Below are 15,743 nucleotides of genomic sequence, written 5' to 3' on the forward strand. Positions count from 1 at the left end.
GCCCAACGGGCGCACACAACCAGCCCGGCCGGCGTTTGAGGCCACCTTTCAGCCCGGCCGGCGCATGAGGCCAAATCAGCCCGGCCGGCGTTTGAGGCCAAAAGCCCGGCCGGCGCATGAGGCCACCCGTCAGCTGTCGCCCAGCGCCCCCGCAGCCCGAAGCGCATCGATCCGAGCCGCGTCGTACCCGAGCAAATCCGCCAGGACAGCCGCACTGTGCTCGCCCACCGCAGGTGCCCGTTCCGGCACCGGAAGCGTCTCGCCGACGAACTTGATCGGCGACGGCAACTGCTCCGCCCCGAGCCGCTCCCGCCCGATCCACGGAAAGCGGTGCCGGAACTGCGGGTCCTCGGCGATCGTCTGCGGCGTATTCACCGGCGCGATCGGCGTGTTCGCCGTGTTGCCGAACTCGATCCACTCCCGCGCCGTCCGCGTCGCGAAGATGTCCCGCAAAATCCCGCGCAGTTCGACGTTGCCGACCGCGTGGTCCGCGTACTTCGACCCCGGCCAGCGCTCGAACAGGTCGGCCCGATCCACCGCCTCGCAGAAGTTCTTCCACAACGACTGCTCGGACGCCATGAACAACACGTGCCGGTCGTCCTTGGTCGCGTAGATCTGGTACCGGACGCCCTTCTCCATCCCACCCGTACCGGGCGCCCGCCGCCGGTAGCCGTCCGACTTGTTCCCGGTCACCTCGGACTCCGGGCGCTCGTACGCCTTCCAGGTCTCGCTGCGCAGCCAGTCCATCGACGCCGCCGCGTCCGACTGGGCGATGTCGATCACGCTGCCCTCGCCGGTGGCCCGGGCCCGGATGATCCCCGCGAGCACCCCGAGCGCGCCGAACATCGGACCCGCGTGGATGCCGATCGAGGCGTGCTCGGGCAGGTACGGGAAGCCGTCCTCGTCGATCGCCGGCTTCACCACGCCGGCCCAGGTGTCGTAGGCCACCCCGTGACTGGGCATGTCCCGATACGGCCCGGTCGCGCCGTAGCCGGAGATCGTGCAGAAGACGATCCTCGGGTTGATCTTCCTCAGGTCCTCGTAGCCGATCCCGCGCCGGGCCAGCCCGCCCGGCCGCATCGCCTCGATCACCGCGTCGGCGTCCTTGACCAGCGCCTTGAACGTCTCGATCGCCTCGGGCTTGCGCAGGTCCAGGACCAGCGACTTCTTGCCGCGGTTGACGTGGAGGTGCATCAGCGAGGAGCCCTCCACGATCGGCCACGTCATGTCCCGGATGTAGTCCCCCTGCGGCGGCTCGATCTTGATCACCTCGGCGCCGAGGTCCACCAACGACGAGGTGATCGCGGCCGGTCCCAGCATCGAACACTCGATGATGCGCACCCCCGCGAGCGGGGCCCCACCCTTCGACTCGACCTGACTCATCGTTGCCTCCCTGCGAATATGACGATGCGTCAGATATTAACGGGCACCTCCGTCGAGGGAAGAGGTGGAACCTGACGAACTGTCAGATGCCGGTTGGATCCAGCGTTCCGCACCCGCCTCGCGACGTCCGGTGCGCGAGCGCTCGGCCTGTTCGGCCACCATCGCCTCGGCCTCGGCCACGTCCCGGCGGGCCGCCTTGACGTGTACCGGCCCGGGGGTCGAGTCCAGGTGCACGGTAGCCAGGCCGAGTCGGCGCTCCCACGGTCCCTGGGTGCGCCGCACACTCTGTACCTTCGCGTGCGGGATCACGTCCAGGATCCGGTGGAAGCGGCCGCTGCGGGCCACGAACACCTCGGCGTCCGCCCCGTACGCGTACGCCGACCAGCCGACCGGGTCGTGCCAACGGGCCCGGCGCGGGGCCGGAATCAGCTCGATCGTGTCGATGTCGACACCCGGCAGGATCTGTCCGAGCAGCCCGTGTGCGACCTCGCGCGGCGCCACCGGCAGCAGGATCGTCTCCTTCTTGTCCCCGTCCCGGCCGCCGTAGCCGGCCACATTGATCTCCACCCGGACCCAGCCGCGCAGCCGCCACAACCACGGCTGCGCGATCCGTACCGCCTGGACCCGACCGGGCGGCACCGTCTGGTGTCGCTGTTCGAGCAGGCCGTGGCGCAGGCGCAGACCGTCCGGCGAGCGGGCCACGGTGAAGTCGAAGTTGCGGATCACCCGTCCCGCGGTGAACTGCCACGCGGCCAGGAACAGCGGCACCGTGCCGAACACGATGGCGGGTTCGGCCAGTACGACGGCCAGGAACAGCACCACCAGGCTCGGCGCGAGCGCGGCCCACGTACCCAGCGACAGCAGCACCGAGCCGACCACCGCCGACAGCGGCACCGACACCAGCGCCTGCTCCGGCGCCTCCCCCACATCCGGCCGCACCCCCGCCGCCCGGGCGAGCAGTTCGGCCCGCAACCGCTGCGCGTCGGCCTCGCCCAGGAAGGACAGGCTCGCCTCGGCCTTGTCCCCGCCGGCCACCTGGAGTTGCAGCTCGGCCAGCCCGAACAGCCGGGCGGCCAGCGGACGTACCACGTCCACGGCCTGAAGCCGGGACAACCGCACATGCCGGGTCCGGCGGAAGACCACCCCCGAGTCGAGGCGCAGATCGTCGCCCTCGATCCGGAACGTGGTGAACCACCACGACAGATAGCCGTAGCCGAGCGCGAGCGGGATCAGTACGCCGAGCCCGATGATCAGCCGACTCGGGGTCGCCCACTGGGAGTTGAAGTTGTGCACGACCACGCCCAGACAGGCCGCGATCACCACCCAGCCGCGCGCGGGCGGGGTCAGCGGGTGCAGCCGACGCGGCTCGCCGGGCGGCCCGACCGGCGGCGCCGGCGACTGCTCGGTCCCCGTGCTCACAGCCCCGCCGATCGGGCCTCGCCGAGCGCGGCGAGCCGGTCCCGCAACCGGCCGGCCTCGGTCGGCGGCAGCCCGCGAACGACCGCGTCCGAGGAGGCCGAGGCGGTGTGCAGGGTCACCGTGGCGATCCCGAACCGCCGCTCCAGGGGACCTGCGGCCACGTCCACGAACTGCATCCGCCCGTACGGCACCACGACCAACCGACGAAACAACACGCCGTGCTCGATCAGCAGGTCGTCGGCCCGCTCGGCGTAGCGCCAGGAACGCTGGTTGCGCCCGATCGCCGGCACACCCCACGCGCCGACCCCGATCGCCACGAGCACCGGCACCAGCCCGGCCCACCACGCGACGAGCCAGCCGAGCAGCCCGCCGCCGAGGATCGCGAGCAGCGCGCAGACCCCGAGCAACAGCGCGCGGCGCATCGTGTAGAGCTGCTCCGAGACGGAACGCCAGTCGAGGTCGGGGGGAGCCAGAGCGTCATCGGCCGGTTTCATGGGCCAACCCTCCCAGGTGCGCGGACAAGGGTACGAAGCAGTACACGACTACTGGCACACTCGGGTTCCATGACCGCCAGGACCGTGGGCGTGGGTATCGGCGCCGACCAGCTCGACACGACCGACATGGTGCTCAACATCGGGCCCCAGCACCCGTCCACGCACGGCGTACTGCGACTGCGCCTGGTGCTCGACGGCGAGCGGATCGTCTCCGCCGAGCCGATCGTCGGCTATATGCACCGGGGGGCCGAGAAGCTCTTCGAGGTCCGCGACTACCGGCAGATCGTGATGCTCGCCAACCGGCACGACTGGCTGAGCGCGTTCGCCAACGAGCTGGGGGTGGTGCTCGCGGTGGAGCGCATGCTGGGCATGGAGGTGCCGCGCCGCGCGGTGTGGGCCCGCACGCTGCTCGCCGAGCTGAACCGGGTGCTCAACCACCTGATGTTCCTGGGTTCGTATCCGCTGGAGCTGGGCGCGATCACCCCGATCTTCCACGCGTTCCGCGAACGCGAGGAGATCCAGGCGGTGATGGAGGAGATCTCCGGCGGCCGGATGCACTTCATGTTCAACCGGGTCGGCGGGCTCAAGGAGGACCTGCCCGCGGGCTGGACCGGGCGGGTACGGCACACGATCGACACCGTCCGCACCCGGCTGGCCGGACTGGACGCCCTGGTCTCCGGCAACGAGATCTTCCGCGCCCGCACCCGCGGTGTGGGTGTGCTGACGCCGGCTCAGGTGGCCGCGTACGGGGTCAGCGGGCCGGTCGCGCGCGCGTCCGGGGTGGACTTCGATCTGCGCCGGGACGAGCCGTACCTGGCCTACGGCGAGTTGACCGACGTGCTGCGCGTGGTCACCCGGCAGGAGGGCGACTGCCTGGCCCGGTTCGAGTGCCTCCTGGAACAGGTACACGTGAGCCTGGACCTCGCCGACGCGTGTTGCCATCGGCTCGACGAACTCCCGCAGGGTCCCGTGAACCTGCGACTGCCGAAGGTGCTCAAGGCGCCCGAGGGCCACACCTACGCATGGACGGAGAATCCGCTCGGCCTGAACGGCTACTACCTGGTCTCGCGCGGCGAGAAGACGCCGTGGCGACTCAAGCTGCGCTCGGCGTCCTACAACAACGTGCAGGTGCTGACCGAGCTGCTGCCGGGCTGCCTGATCGCGGACATGGTCGCGGTGCTCGGGTCGCTGTTCTTCGTGGTGGGCGACATCGACAAGTAGGTCCGCGGCGGGCGGGCGCGGGCCCGACTCAGGCGTGCCTGTGCCTGCTGCGGGTCCGGGCTCGGCTCAGGCGGTGCTGGTCGCGGGTCCGGGCTTCGATCAGGCGTGCTTGCGGATGTCGATCCGGGGGATTTCCTCGGTGTCGTCGTGCGCGGTGAGGTCCACCGGCAGCGGCTTGGGCTGCGGCACCCCCGGGCGGGACCGGCCCGCCTCGGCCGGGGCGAATCGCACGCCGTGGCCGCGGTGCACCGGTGCGGGCTGGACGGTCGGGGTCTCCTCGGCGCGGACCGGGTCGGCGATCCGGTCGGCCTCGATGTCGTCCACCACCGGGTCCGGCGCGGCGGCGACCTCGGGCTCGGCCCGGGTCGGCTCGATCGGGCCGTCGGGCGACTCGGCGTCGGACGTCTCGTCGTGCGGGCGGCCGGCCACGAGGGCGTCGTAGCGCGCGTCGGAGCCGAACAGCTCGTCGGTCAGGAAGCCGGTGGCCTCCGGCTCGGCCGGGTCGACGCGCGGCGCGAAGAAGTCGAACCGCCCGGACGCCCCGGAGTCGGCCACCCGGCGGGTCACTTCGAGCACCTTGTCCCGAACCATCCGGGTCACCTCGGCGGTTTCACCGGACGCGGGCACCTCGGCGGGCGCCTCGGCGAGAGCCTCGACGGCAGCGACCACGGGCGCCTCGACCGCGGCGGCGGGGGCGACCTCGGGCGCGGGGGTGCGGATCAGCTCGGTGGGCGGCGCGAGCGGCGCGGCGGGAGGATCGATCGGCGCGGCCTCGCGGGCGATCGGCGCGGGCTCGGCGGCACGGGCCGGGGTCGGCGCGGCGGTCGGCGCGGGGCGGCGGTCGGCGGCCGGTACCGGCTCGCTCGCCGGGGCCGGGCGCATCGGCGCCGGGTCGGCGGCGCGGGGCTGGGCCGCCGGGCCGAACATCGACGCGGCGTAGGCCGGCACCAGGTCCGGCGAGGACACCGGCGGGCGGCGTACGGCCGGGACGATGGACGGGGCGGTGCGGCGCGCCTCGCCGGCGCGGCGGTCCAGCAGGTCCAGTACGGCCGCGCCGCGCGCGAACAGATCCGGGGTCAGTTGTTGCGGACGCGACACCAGGTGCGCGGCGGCCAATTCGCCGCCGATGTGGTGCAGGGCGAACTCGTGCTCACCGGCCCGCTCGTTGGCCGCGCGCAGTTCCTCGGCCATGCGCTCACGCTCTCGACGCCGCGCGATGGTCTCCTCGGCCAGCCGCCGATGGTGCGCGGTGCTGCCGCGGACCACCCACGCAATCGCGCCGGCGGCCGACGCCACCCCGAGCAGCACGGCGATTCGAAGGGTGGTCGCACCTCCCGCGACGGCCGCCAACACGATGGCGACGAGCGCCGGTGCGCATATGGCGGCAAGCAGGGATATGCGTGTGGCGGTCGAGACCGAGCGATGGCGTCCACGGGGCATGTAGAGACGTTAGCGCGCAGACGGGGTTCGCCTCGGTGCGGGGGTTGCCGTGGGCGCGGGATTTTTGCTTTCGGTGGGTGGGACTTGGCTTGGGTCGGCCTCAAGCGCCGGCCGGGCTCAAGTGTGGCCTCAAACGCCGGCCGGGCTGAAATTGCCTGTGCTTCAGGCGAGTTGCCTGCGAAACGCCGGCCGGCGGTTGAGGTGATGCAATGTCAGATCAGGTTCTTGGACTTCAGGTACGCCTTTGCCACGTCGGCCGGCTTTTTGCGATCCTCGTCCACCTGCTTGTCGAGTGCGGTCAGGTCTTCGGTGGTGAGGATCGGGGCGAGCTTGTCGACGATCGGGAGAATCTTGGCCGCCTTGTCCGTGTTGGCCACCGCGATGACGTTGTCCGCGTTCTGCAGCTTCTTGTCGTCGGCCAGCAGGACCAGGCCGAACTGGTCGAGCGTCGCGTCGGTGGACGTGGTCAGCACGAGTTGGTCGTTGCCGTCCTTGACCGCCTGCTTGGCGGCGGTGGTACCGACGCCGAGCGGGTCCACGCCACCGACCTTGATGCCGTACGTCTTCTCCAGGCCCGGCGCGCAGAAGGGCCGCGTCTTGCATTCCTCACCGGCCGCGATCTTCACCGAGAGGCCGGAACGACCCAGATCGGACAGGGTCTTCAGGTTGTTCTTCGCGGCGAATTCCTTGGTGACCGCGAACGCGTTCTGGTCCACCGCCTGGGCGGGGGTACCGGTCTTGAGCCCGACCGGACCCGCGAGCGTGTTCAGCGCGGCCACCGTGGCCGTCACGTCCGCCGACGCGACCGGGGTCGCGGTCGGGCCGTTCTTCTTGCGATTGAGGAACTCCGCCATGGTCGCCGCGTACTCCGGCACCACCGCGATATTGCCCTTCTCCAACTCGGGTTCGTAGAGCTCGCGGTTCTTCACCGTCTTGATGCTCGCGCTCTGCCCGCCCTTGTCGAGCAACTGTTTGTACATCTGCGCGAGGATCTCCGATTCGGTGAAACCGGCCGAGCCGACCACCGTCTTGCCACCGCTGTCCGAGGACGAACAACCCGTCGCGCCCACCAGGAATACCAGCGAGAGTCCCGCCGCCGCGCCAACCGTCATGCCAGTCCTACCGCGCCGCATGAACATGCGATGCACCGCCCTTTCCGTTCTCACGAGGTCACCCCGCCACGCGGTGTGCGGGCCGTGAACCGCTGCACGAGCGCGAACAAACCCTCCACCACCAGAGCCAACGCGGCGACGAGAATTGCCCCCGCCACCACTTGACCGTTGTCCTGCAGGTCGAAACCCGCCGTGACGATGCGCCCGAGACCGCCCCCCGCGACCAGTGCCGCGAGTGTTGCCGTGGCCACAACCTGCACGGCACACGTGCGAATTCCCGTCATGATCAACGGAAGTGCCAGGGGCAGCTCGACCCGGAACAACATCTGGCCGCCCGTCATGCCCATGCCACGCGATGCCTCGACCACGTCCCGGTCCACTCCACGCATGCCGACATAGGCGTTGGTGAGCACCGGCGGGATCGCGAACAGCACGAGCGCGATGATCGTCGCGGTGTCGCCCATGCCGATCGGGCTGAGCCCGAGCAGCACCAGGACCGCGAACGTCGGGATCGCGCGCCCGATGTTGGAGATGTTGATCGCCAGCGCGCCGCCGCGCCCCAGATGGCCCAGCCACAGCGCGATCGGCAGCGCTATGGCGACCGCGATCAGCACACAGACCACGGTCAGCACGACATGTTCGGTGAGCCGATTCCACACCCCGCTCTCGCCGCTCCAGTTGGAGCCGGTGGCCAACCAATCCCACGCGTCGCCGAGCGCGTTCACGCCGCCGCCCCCGCTCGTACGTCGACCTCGGCGGTCGGCGCGGACACGAACGGCAACCGGCGCTTGCGTCCGCCCGCCCGCTCCCACGGCGTCAACAACCGCTGTACGCCCAGCAACAGCAGGTCGGCGACCACCGCCAGGGCCACGCACAACACCGACGCGGTCAGCACCTGGGCCTTGAACAGCGTGTCGATGCCCGAGTAGATCAGGTTGCCCAGACCCCCCGAGCCGACGATCGCGCCGACCGTGGTGAGCGCCACGGTGGAGACGGTGGCCACCCGTACGCCGGCCATGATCGCGGGCAGCGCGAGCGGCAGTTCGACCTGGAACAGCAGCCGGCCGGGCCCGTAGCCCATTCCCTTCGCCGCCTCCACCACGTCCGGCGGCACCGAGTTGAGCCCGGCCAGCATGTTCCGGACCAGGATGGTCAACGAGTAGAGCACCAGGCCGATGATGACCGTGGTTTCGGTCAGGCCGGTGAACGGCTGGAGGATCGCGAACATCGCCAGCGAGGGAATCGTGTACAGGATCGTCGTCGAGCCGAGCAGCACGCTGCCCGTGAGCCGCCACCGCCGGGCCGCCAAGGCCATCGGGAACGCGACGAGCAACCCGATCGCCACCGAGACGACGGTCAGATGGATGTGTTCGCGCAACGCGGTGGTGATCTCCCCGGAGTACTCGTCGAAGTACTTCCCGCAGACCCACGAGTTGCGCTTCAGGCAGTCACCGGAGGCCACAATCACGGCCGGACAGTACCCCAGGGGTCCGACAACAATCCCGTGACGGCGGACACACCCGGTGTGTGAACGGGACCGCCCGGGTACGTTGCCACCCCTGGGGGACCGGAAACATCCGGGTCTCCGGACACCTGCCACACACCTGCCACGACCGCCTGCCATGCCCCCGGAGGGTCCCCATGATCCGGCTCGACCGCGTCACCAAGCGGTATCCCGACGGCACCGAGGCGGTCGCGGAACTGTCCCTGGAGGTCGCCACGGGCGAGCTGGTCACCCTGGTCGGCCCGTCCGGGTGCGGCAAGACCACCACGATGAAGATGGTCAACCGGCTGATCGAGCCCACCTCCGGGCGGATCTTCCTGGACGACGAGGACATCACCGGGGCCGACCCGGTCAAGCTGCGTCGGCGGATGGGCTATGTGATCCAGTCCGGCGGCCTGTTCCCGCACCGGACCGTGCTGGAGAACACCGTCACCGTGCCGAGCCTGCTGGGCTGGGAGCGGAAGAAGGCCAAGGCGCGCGGTATCGAACTGCTCGAACTGGTCGGCCTGGACCCGGCCAAGCTCGGCGACCGCTACCCGCATCAGCTCTCCGGCGGGCAGCGGCAGCGGGTCGGGGTGGCCCGGGCGCTCGCGGCCGATCCGCCGGTGTTGCTGATGGACGAGCCGTTCGGCGCGGTGGACCCGGTGGTGCGCGAGCGGCTGCAGACCGAATTCCTGCGGCTCCAGCAGGAGTTGCGCAAGACGATCCTGTTCGTCACGCACGACATCGAGGAGGCGGTCCGGCTCGGCGACCGGATGGCGGTCTTCTCGATGGGCGGGCACATCGAGCAGTTCGACACACCGTCCAGCGTGTTGGGCGCGCCGGCCAACGACTACGTGGCCGACTTCGTCGGCGCGGACCGGGGACTCAAGCGGCTGTCGGTGACCGAGATCACCCCCGAGGACCTCGAACTGCCGCCGATCGTGCGGCTGGACGATCCGATGCCGGAGGCACTCGCCAAGCTGCGCGCGGCCGGTTCGCGCTGGGCCGTGGTACTCGACGACGAGGGCGACCTGCACGGCTGGGTGGACGATCGGGTGGGCACCGGTACGGTCCGCGATCGGGCCCGGCGGATGGAGGCGTGGGTGCCGGTGCGGGCGTCGCTGAAGCAGGCGTTCGGCGAGATGCTTCAGCACGATGCGGGGTGGATCGCCGTCGTGGACGGGGACCGGTTCGTCGGCGTGCTCACGCCGGCGCGGCTGCATGAGGCCTTGCGGCGGTCGATCGGTGCGGAGGAGCGGGACATCCCGCTCGCGGATGTCGTGCTCGATACGATCGAGGGCTGAGCCCGAGCCGTGCGGCCGAGGCTCCTGTCCGCAAACGCCGGACGGGCTGGAATTGCTCGACCCGGGTGAATAAAGCCCGGGTTACTTCTCCTTGGGGTCCTCCGGGACGCGCAGTATCCGTTCCAGGAACAGGCACGCGCCGATCAGGAGGGCTCCGGCGCCCACCGACAGGGCGCAACGTTCGGCCTGGGCGGCGCGTTCGGTCACTTCCAGGAAGTGGGACAGGTAGAGGGCGTAGCCGCCGTACAGGCCGACCACCAGTGCCCCGACCAGCGAACCCGCCTTGGCGAAGACCACCGCTCGCGCGGCGACCAGCGGGTCGACCGGGCGCGCGGTGGGGCGGCGTTCGCGCTGGGCCTTCAGACGCGAACGCAGCGAGATCGCGGTGGCCAGCGCGATCGCGGCCAGACACAGGAGCACGATCGGGGCCAGGATCGGGACCACCGGCGGGGTGCCGCGCGAGTCCCAGAGGTCGATTCCGGCATACGCGATGCCGCCCGCCCCCAGCGCGAGGGCGAGCAGGACGAGCGGGCGCGTGGGCTTCATCGGTCTGCGGTCAGCTCCAGGTCGTCACGGCGGTGTACGCCGGCCAGGCCCACCCGCGCGAGCAGGTCGGCGACCCGGCCGTGGCCCGGTACCTCGGCCTCGGGGTCGATGTCGTGCCACGGCGCGAGCACGAACGAGCGCTCGTGCGCGCGCGGATGCGGCAGGGTCAGGTGCGGGTCGTCCTGCACCACGTGCTCGAAGCGGATCACGTCCACATCCAGCGTGCGTGGACCCCAGCGCTCGACCCGGACCCGCTGGAAGGCCTCCTCGATCGAGTTGGCCCGCTCCAGGATCAGCTCCGGGGTGAGCAGCGTGCGCACCTCGACCACGGCGTTGAAGTAGGTGTCCTGCTCGGGGCCGCCCACCGGGTCGGTCTCGTAGACCGGGGACACCCGCAGCAGGGTCACCCCCGGGGTGTCGGCGATCTCGTCGATCGCGCCCTGGAGGGTCTCCAGGCGGTTGCCCAGGTTGCTCCCGAGGGCCAGCACGACCCGGCTCCAGCTCAGCTGCGCGCGCTGTGCGGTGGTCTCGGTCTCGATCTCGCTCACGCGTCCCGCCTCCGCACGATGGTGACGGTCACGTCGTCGAAGGGGACGGTGATCGGCGCGTCGGGCTTGTGCACGATCACCTCCACCTCCTGGACCAGCGGCCGGGCCAGGCACACATCCGCGATCCGCTGCGCGAGCGTCTCGATCAGGTCGACCGCGTCGCCCTGGACGACGCCGACCACGTCCTCGGCAACCTCGCCGTAGTGCACCGTGAGGGTGAGGTCGTCGGACCGCGCGGCCGGCCGGGTGTCCACCCCGAGCACGACGTCGACCACGAAGGTCTGTCCCTCTTCGCGTTCCTTCGCGAACACTCCATGGTTGCCGCGGGCCTTCAGCCCCCGCAGCGCGACGCGGTCCAGCATCAGTCGCCTCCTCGGCGCGTATCCCATCACTGCGCACCCCGAGCGGCCGGTCGACGACCTGTCGAGGGGCGGTCGCGCCGACGGCCGGACCACCTCTGTGCGGTACGAATGTACCCAGCGGTCCCGACAGGTTCGCTCGGCCGGGTGCCCGGAACCCACCCGAACGCCGTAGGAAAGCGGTCGGGAGCGATCAGATCTCCTCTTCGGCGTCGACCTCCGCCATCACCGGGGACGCGTGGTGCAACCACAGTCGCCAGCCCGCCGGGGTGCGCCGGAAGACGTTGGTGACCACCGCCCGGCCGCCCGCGAAGCCGGTCTCGTCACCGCCGTCCTCCTCGGCCATCCCGGTCAACATGTTCGCCGTGCAGGACAACACCGCGACCTCGCCGGCCAGCTTGACCTCGACATCGGTCAGGAAGAACTGCACATACGCGGTGTTGGCCATGATCAGCGCGTACGAGCGCAGGATCTCCGCGCGTCCGTGCAGCGCGGGCCAGCCCGGATGTACGCAGGTCACGCTCGGCGCGTCGGCGCCGTCGGCCCAGATCGCGCCGAGGGCGTCGATGTCGCCCTCCTCGACGGCCGTCCACAGCGCGAGGTTGACCTCGCGTACCGCGTCCGCCTCGGGCGACGTCTGGTCGTCGATCGGGTTCATCGGGCCTCCTGCCAGGCAGCCGCCACCTTGACCGCGTCGAGCGAAGCGGGCACCTCGTGCACACGGACGGCCCACGCGCCCGCGGCGGCGGCCAGTGCGGAGACCGCGGCCGTCGCGTCGTCGCGCCCGCGGGGCGGGCGCAGTGTGCCGTCCTCGGCGGCGAGCAGCCGCCCCAGGAAGGTCTTGCGGGACGCGGCCACCAGGAGCGGGCGACCCAGCTCGTGCAGCGCGTCCAGGTGGGCGAGCAGCGGCCAGTTGTGCTCGGCCGTCTTGGCGAAGCCCAGGCCCGGGTCGAGCACGATCGCGTCGGGGTGGACGCCGGCCGAGACCACCTTGTCCATCCGCTCGGCCAGCTCCGCGCGCACCTCGGCGACCACGTCGGCGTAGACCGCGTGCTCCTGCATCCCGTGCGAGTGCCCGCGCCAGTGCATGACCACCACCGGCACACCGCTGTCCGCGACGTAGGCGGCCATCGCCGGATCCGCCAGCCCGCCGCTGACGTCGTTGACCAGGCGCGCCCCGGCCTCGACGGCGGCGCTCGCCACCTCGACCCGGGTGGTGTCCACACTGACCACCGCGCCGGCCGCGGCCAACTCGCGCACCACCGGCACCACCCGGCGCAGTTCCTCGTCCCGGTCCACCCGACCGGCGCCCGGCCGGGTCGACTCGCCGCCCACGTCGATCAGGTCGGCGCCCTGGTCGAGCAGCGTGAGTCCACGCGTGATGGCGGCCTTCGAGTCGAACCACAAACCGCCGTCGGAGAACGAATCGGGGGTCACATTGACCACACCCATGACCGCGCACCGGCCGAACTCGGGCAGGCCGCGCACCCTCGGCAGGCGGTCGGGAGCCCGATGTCGCGGGCCGGTCGTCGCTGTCATGGGGAACAGAGTAGGGGTTGACCGGGCGCTGCCCGGTCAACCCCTGACTACTGCGTCGCGACTTGTTATCGGCGCCCGCGCGTCCCGCGACGGTGCGCTTCGATGTGGCTACCGGCTCAGGATCAGGCTCATCGCCTCGGCCCGAGTGGCCGCGTTGAGCAGTTGACCGCGCACGGCCGAGGTGAGTGTGCGCGCACCCGGCTTGCGTATGCCGCGCATGGTCATGCACAGGTGCTCGCACTCGACCACCACGATCACCCCGCGCGGGCGCAGGATGTTCACCAGCGCGTCGGCGATCTGCGTGGTCAGCCGCTCCTGTACCTGCGGCCGCTTGGCGTAGACGTCGACCAGCCGGGCCAGTTTGGACAGCCCGGTGATCTGCCCGTCCTCCGAGGGGATGTAGCCGACGTGCGCCACCCCGTGGAAGGTGACCAGGTGGTGTTCGCAGGTGCTGTAGACCTCGATGTCCTTGACCAGGACCATCTCGTCGTGGCCGAGGTCGAAGGTCGTGGTGAGCACGTCCTCCGGCTCCTGGCGCAGGCCCGCGAAGATCTCCCGATACGACCTGGCCACCCGCGCCGGGGTGTCCTTGAGACCCTCGCGGTCGGGGTTCTCCCCGACCGCGAGCAACAACTCCCGAACCGCGCGCTCGGCGCGATCCTGGTCGAACTCACCCACTGCGCGACCGTCGTAGGTGACCGGGTCGATCGTCACGTTCAAATCTCCGGAGTATCGGACGGCGGCTCGGGGTGCGCTACCGCCCCACCGGACCCCGTCGTGGTGCCCGTCGCAGAGGTCGAGCCGCCGTTGAGAATCCCGTTGTCGCTGCCACCGCCGGAGAGCGTGAGCTCGCGGGGCGTCATGACCGGGGGTCGGCTGGACGGCTGACGCCGACTGGAGCCGGTCCACGCCGGGCGGGCCGGGCGCTTGGTGACGGGTGCGAAGATCTCGGCGACCTGGGCCTTGTCCAGGGTCTCCTTCTCCAGCAGCTCCAGCACCAGGTTGTCCAGCACGTCGCGGTTCTCGATGAGAATTTCCCACGCCTCGTTGTGCGCGGTCTCGATGAACCTCTTGACCTCTTCGTCGACGATAGCCGCGACCTCTTCGGAGTAGTCGCGCTGGTGACCCATTTCACGACCCAGGAAGGGCTCGGCACCGTCGTTGCCGAACTTGATCGCGCCCAGCCGCTCGGTCATGCCGTACTGGGTCACCATCGAGCGGGCCAGACCGGTGGCCTTCTCGATGTCGTTCGAGGCACCGGTGGTCGGGTCGTGGAAGACCAGCTCCTCCGCCGCGCGCCCGCCCATCATGTAGGCGAGCTGGTCGAGCATCTCGTTGCGCGTGGTGGAGTACTTGTCCTCTTCCGGCAGGACCATCGTGTAGCCGAGCGCCCGACCCCGGGACAGGATGGTGATCTTGTGCACCGGGTCGGTGTTCGGCAGCGCGTGGGCCACCAGGGCGTGGCCGCCCTCGTGGTACGCGGTGATCTTCTTTTCCTTGTCGCTCATGATCCGGGTGCGCTTTTGCGGCCCGGCCACGACCCGGTCGATCGCCTCGTCCATCGCCAGTGCGTCGATCAGCTTGGCGTCGGCGCGGGCGGTCAGCAGCGCGGCCTCGTTGAGCACGTTCGCCAGGTCGGCGCCGGTGAACCCGGGGGTGCGCCGCGCGACGGCCTTGAGGTCGATGTCCTCGGTGACCGGCTTGCCCTTGGCGTGCACCTTGAGGATGTCCCAGCGACCCTGCATGTCGGGCCGGTCGACCGCGATCTGCCGGTCGAAGCGACCCGGCCGCAGCAGCGCCGGGTCCAGGATGTCGGGCCGGTTGGTCGCGGCGATCAGGATCACGCCGCCCTTGACGTCGAAGCCGTCCATCTCGACCAGGAGCTGGTTGAGCGTCTGCTCGCGTTCGTCGTGACCGCCGCCCATGCCCGCGCCGCGGTGCCGGCCGACCGCGTCGATCTCGTCGACGAAGACGATCGCCGGCGCGTTGGCCTTGGCCTGCTCGAACAGGTCGCGCACCCGGGAGGCACCGACACCGACGAACATCTCGACGAAGTCGGAGCCGGAGATCGAGTAGAACGGCACGCCGGCCTCACCCGCGACCGCGCGGGCGAGCAGCGTCTTGCCGGTTCCGGGCGGGCCGTAGAGCAGCACACCCTTGGGGATCTTGGCACCGACCGCCTGAAACTTGGCGGGCTCCTGGAGGAACTCCTTGATCTCGTGGAGCTCCTCGACCGCCTCGTCCGCGCCGGCCACGTCGGCGAAGGTCGTCTTCGGCGTGTCCTTGGAGATCAGCTTGGCCTTGGACTTCCCGAAGTTCATCACTCGGGAGCCGCCGCCCTGCATCTGATTCATCAGGAACAGGAAGACCACGACGATGAGCACGAACGGCAGCAGGGAGAACAGGATGCTGACGATCGTGCTCTGCTTGCTGAGCTTGACCGTGTACGAGTCCTGGATCTTGCCCTGCTCGTACTTCGACTGGAGCAGGCGCTGGATCTCCACGCCCTGCTCGTCGATGTAGGAGGTCTTGATCTTGTTGTGCTTGTCGACCTTCACCCCGTCGATCAGGGTGAGCTCGAGTGACTGGTCGTTGCCGCCGATGAGCTTGGCTGACTTGACCTGGTCGTTCTGGATCGCCTGGATCGCCTTGCCGGTGTCGACACCCTTGAAGCCGCTCGAAGAGGAGACGAGCTGCATCAGGAGGATCACAGCAATGACGGCCAGCGCGATCCACATGACCGGCCCGCGGAAATAGCGCTTGACGTCCATCGATGCGGGGCAGCAGACGCCCCGTCCCTCCTGCCGACTTTTGACCCGGACGCCTCATGGCCCCGGGTACGTTGCCTGTCCGGTATCGCCCGGCACGGTCGCCCGTGCTGATCGGATGTCA

At 70.2% G+C, this 15,743-nt stretch carries 16 protein-coding genes; 2 read left to right on the forward strand and 14 right to left on the reverse strand.

What is annotated here, in order from left to right:
* Positions 1 to 129: 129 nt before the first annotated feature.
* From ABIA38_RS33735 to ABIA38_RS33745, 3 genes are read right to left on the reverse strand one after another with little or no spacing between them, the layout of a single operon-like run.
* Positions 130 to 1,383, reverse strand: coding sequence for a CaiB/BaiF CoA transferase family protein (locus ABIA38_RS33735; protein WP_424642720.1), 1,254 nt, complete (start codon positions 1,381 to 1,383; stop codon positions 130 to 132).
* Positions 1,384 to 1,419: 36 nt separating this feature from the next.
* Positions 1,420 to 2,802 carry a PH domain-containing protein gene (locus ABIA38_RS33740; protein WP_424642721.1) on the reverse strand — a complete coding sequence of 461 codons (1,383 nt, stop codon included), beginning with the start codon at positions 2,800 to 2,802 and terminating at the stop codon, positions 1,420 to 1,422.
* Positions 2,799 to 3,296, reverse strand: a complete 498-nt coding sequence (locus tag ABIA38_RS33745; RefSeq protein WP_424642722.1) for a PH domain-containing protein — start codon at positions 3,294 to 3,296, stop codon at positions 2,799 to 2,801. The genes ABIA38_RS33740 and ABIA38_RS33745 overlap by 4 nt, the downstream gene beginning before the upstream one ends.
* 69 nt (positions 3,297 to 3,365) lie before the next feature.
* On the opposite strand from ABIA38_RS33745, the gene ABIA38_RS33750 reads away from it, so the two are divergent.
* Positions 3,366 to 4,517, forward strand: coding sequence for an NADH-quinone oxidoreductase subunit D (locus tag ABIA38_RS33750; RefSeq protein WP_424642723.1), 1,152 nt, complete (start codon positions 3,366 to 3,368; stop codon positions 4,515 to 4,517).
* Positions 4,518 to 4,616: 99 nt separating this feature from the next.
* Here the strand turns inward: ABIA38_RS33750 and ABIA38_RS33755 are convergent, their stop codons facing one another.
* The 4 genes from ABIA38_RS33755 to ABIA38_RS33770 form a co-directional block, all read right to left on the reverse strand.
* Entirely contained in the window at positions 4,617 to 5,957 is a 1,341-nt protein-coding gene (locus ABIA38_RS33755; protein ID WP_424642724.1) for a hypothetical protein, read from the reverse strand.
* A gap of 212 nt (positions 5,958 to 6,169) precedes the next feature.
* A complete protein-coding gene (locus ABIA38_RS33760; RefSeq protein ID WP_424642725.1) occupies positions 6,170 to 7,069 on the reverse strand; it encodes an ABC transporter substrate-binding protein in 900 nt (299 codons plus the stop codon).
* A gap of 50 nt (positions 7,070 to 7,119) precedes the next feature.
* A complete protein-coding gene (locus ABIA38_RS33765; protein WP_424642726.1) occupies positions 7,120 to 7,794 on the reverse strand; it encodes an ABC transporter permease in 675 nt (224 codons plus the stop codon).
* A complete protein-coding gene (locus ABIA38_RS33770; protein WP_424642757.1) occupies positions 7,791 to 8,531 on the reverse strand; it encodes an ABC transporter permease in 741 nt (246 codons plus the stop codon). Before ABIA38_RS33770 ends, ABIA38_RS33765 begins: the two co-directional genes overlap by 4 nt.
* 179 nt (positions 8,532 to 8,710) lie before the next feature.
* Here ABIA38_RS33770 and ABIA38_RS33775 point away from each other — a divergent pair, with 179 nt between their 5' ends.
* Positions 8,711 to 9,859 carry an ABC transporter ATP-binding protein gene (locus ABIA38_RS33775; RefSeq protein WP_424642727.1) on the forward strand — a complete coding sequence of 383 codons (1,149 nt, stop codon included), beginning with the start codon at positions 8,711 to 8,713 and terminating at the stop codon, positions 9,857 to 9,859.
* 81 nt (positions 9,860 to 9,940) lie between these two features.
* Here the strand turns inward: ABIA38_RS33775 and ABIA38_RS33780 are convergent, their stop codons facing one another.
* From ABIA38_RS33780 to ftsH, 7 genes are all read right to left on the reverse strand, one after another.
* Positions 9,941 to 10,405 (reverse strand): DUF3180 domain-containing protein, encoded by a 465-nt coding sequence (locus ABIA38_RS33780; protein ID WP_424642728.1) that lies wholly within the window; start codon positions 10,403 to 10,405, stop codon positions 9,941 to 9,943.
* Complete coding sequence (folK, locus tag ABIA38_RS33785) at positions 10,402 to 10,953, reverse strand: 2-amino-4-hydroxy-6-hydroxymethyldihydropteridine diphosphokinase (RefSeq protein ID WP_424642730.1); 552 nt, start codon at positions 10,951 to 10,953, stop codon at positions 10,402 to 10,404. The genes ABIA38_RS33780 and folK overlap by 4 nt, the downstream gene beginning before the upstream one ends.
* The gene (gene folB / locus ABIA38_RS33790) at positions 10,950 to 11,312 is read right to left on the reverse strand and encodes a dihydroneopterin aldolase (protein ID WP_424642758.1); all 363 of its coding nucleotides are present in this window, start codon (positions 11,310 to 11,312) and stop codon (positions 10,950 to 10,952) included. The genes folK and folB overlap by 4 nt, the downstream gene beginning before the upstream one ends.
* Before the next feature lie 193 nt (positions 11,313 to 11,505).
* Positions 11,506 to 11,970, reverse strand: coding sequence for a nuclear transport factor 2 family protein (locus tag ABIA38_RS33795; protein ID WP_078976561.1), 465 nt, complete (start codon positions 11,968 to 11,970; stop codon positions 11,506 to 11,508).
* The gene (gene folP, locus ABIA38_RS33800; RefSeq protein WP_424642731.1) at positions 11,967 to 12,851 is read right to left on the reverse strand and encodes a dihydropteroate synthase; all 885 of its coding nucleotides are present in this window, start codon (positions 12,849 to 12,851) and stop codon (positions 11,967 to 11,969) included. Before folP ends, ABIA38_RS33795 begins: the two co-directional genes overlap by 4 nt.
* Before the next feature lie 108 nt (positions 12,852 to 12,959).
* Entirely contained in the window at positions 12,960 to 13,565 is a 606-nt protein-coding gene (folE, locus tag ABIA38_RS33805; protein WP_424642732.1) for a GTP cyclohydrolase I FolE, read from the reverse strand.
* A 2-nt stretch (positions 13,566 to 13,567) separates the two neighbouring features.
* Complete coding sequence (gene ftsH / locus ABIA38_RS33810; RefSeq protein ID WP_424642733.1) at positions 13,568 to 15,622, reverse strand: ATP-dependent zinc metalloprotease FtsH; 2,055 nt, start codon at positions 15,620 to 15,622, stop codon at positions 13,568 to 13,570.
* Positions 15,623 to 15,743 lie beyond the last annotated feature (121 nt).

This window comes from Embleya sp. AB8 (genome assembly GCF_049739465.1).
GTDB lineage: Bacteria > Actinomycetota > Actinomycetes > Streptomycetales > Streptomycetaceae > Embleya.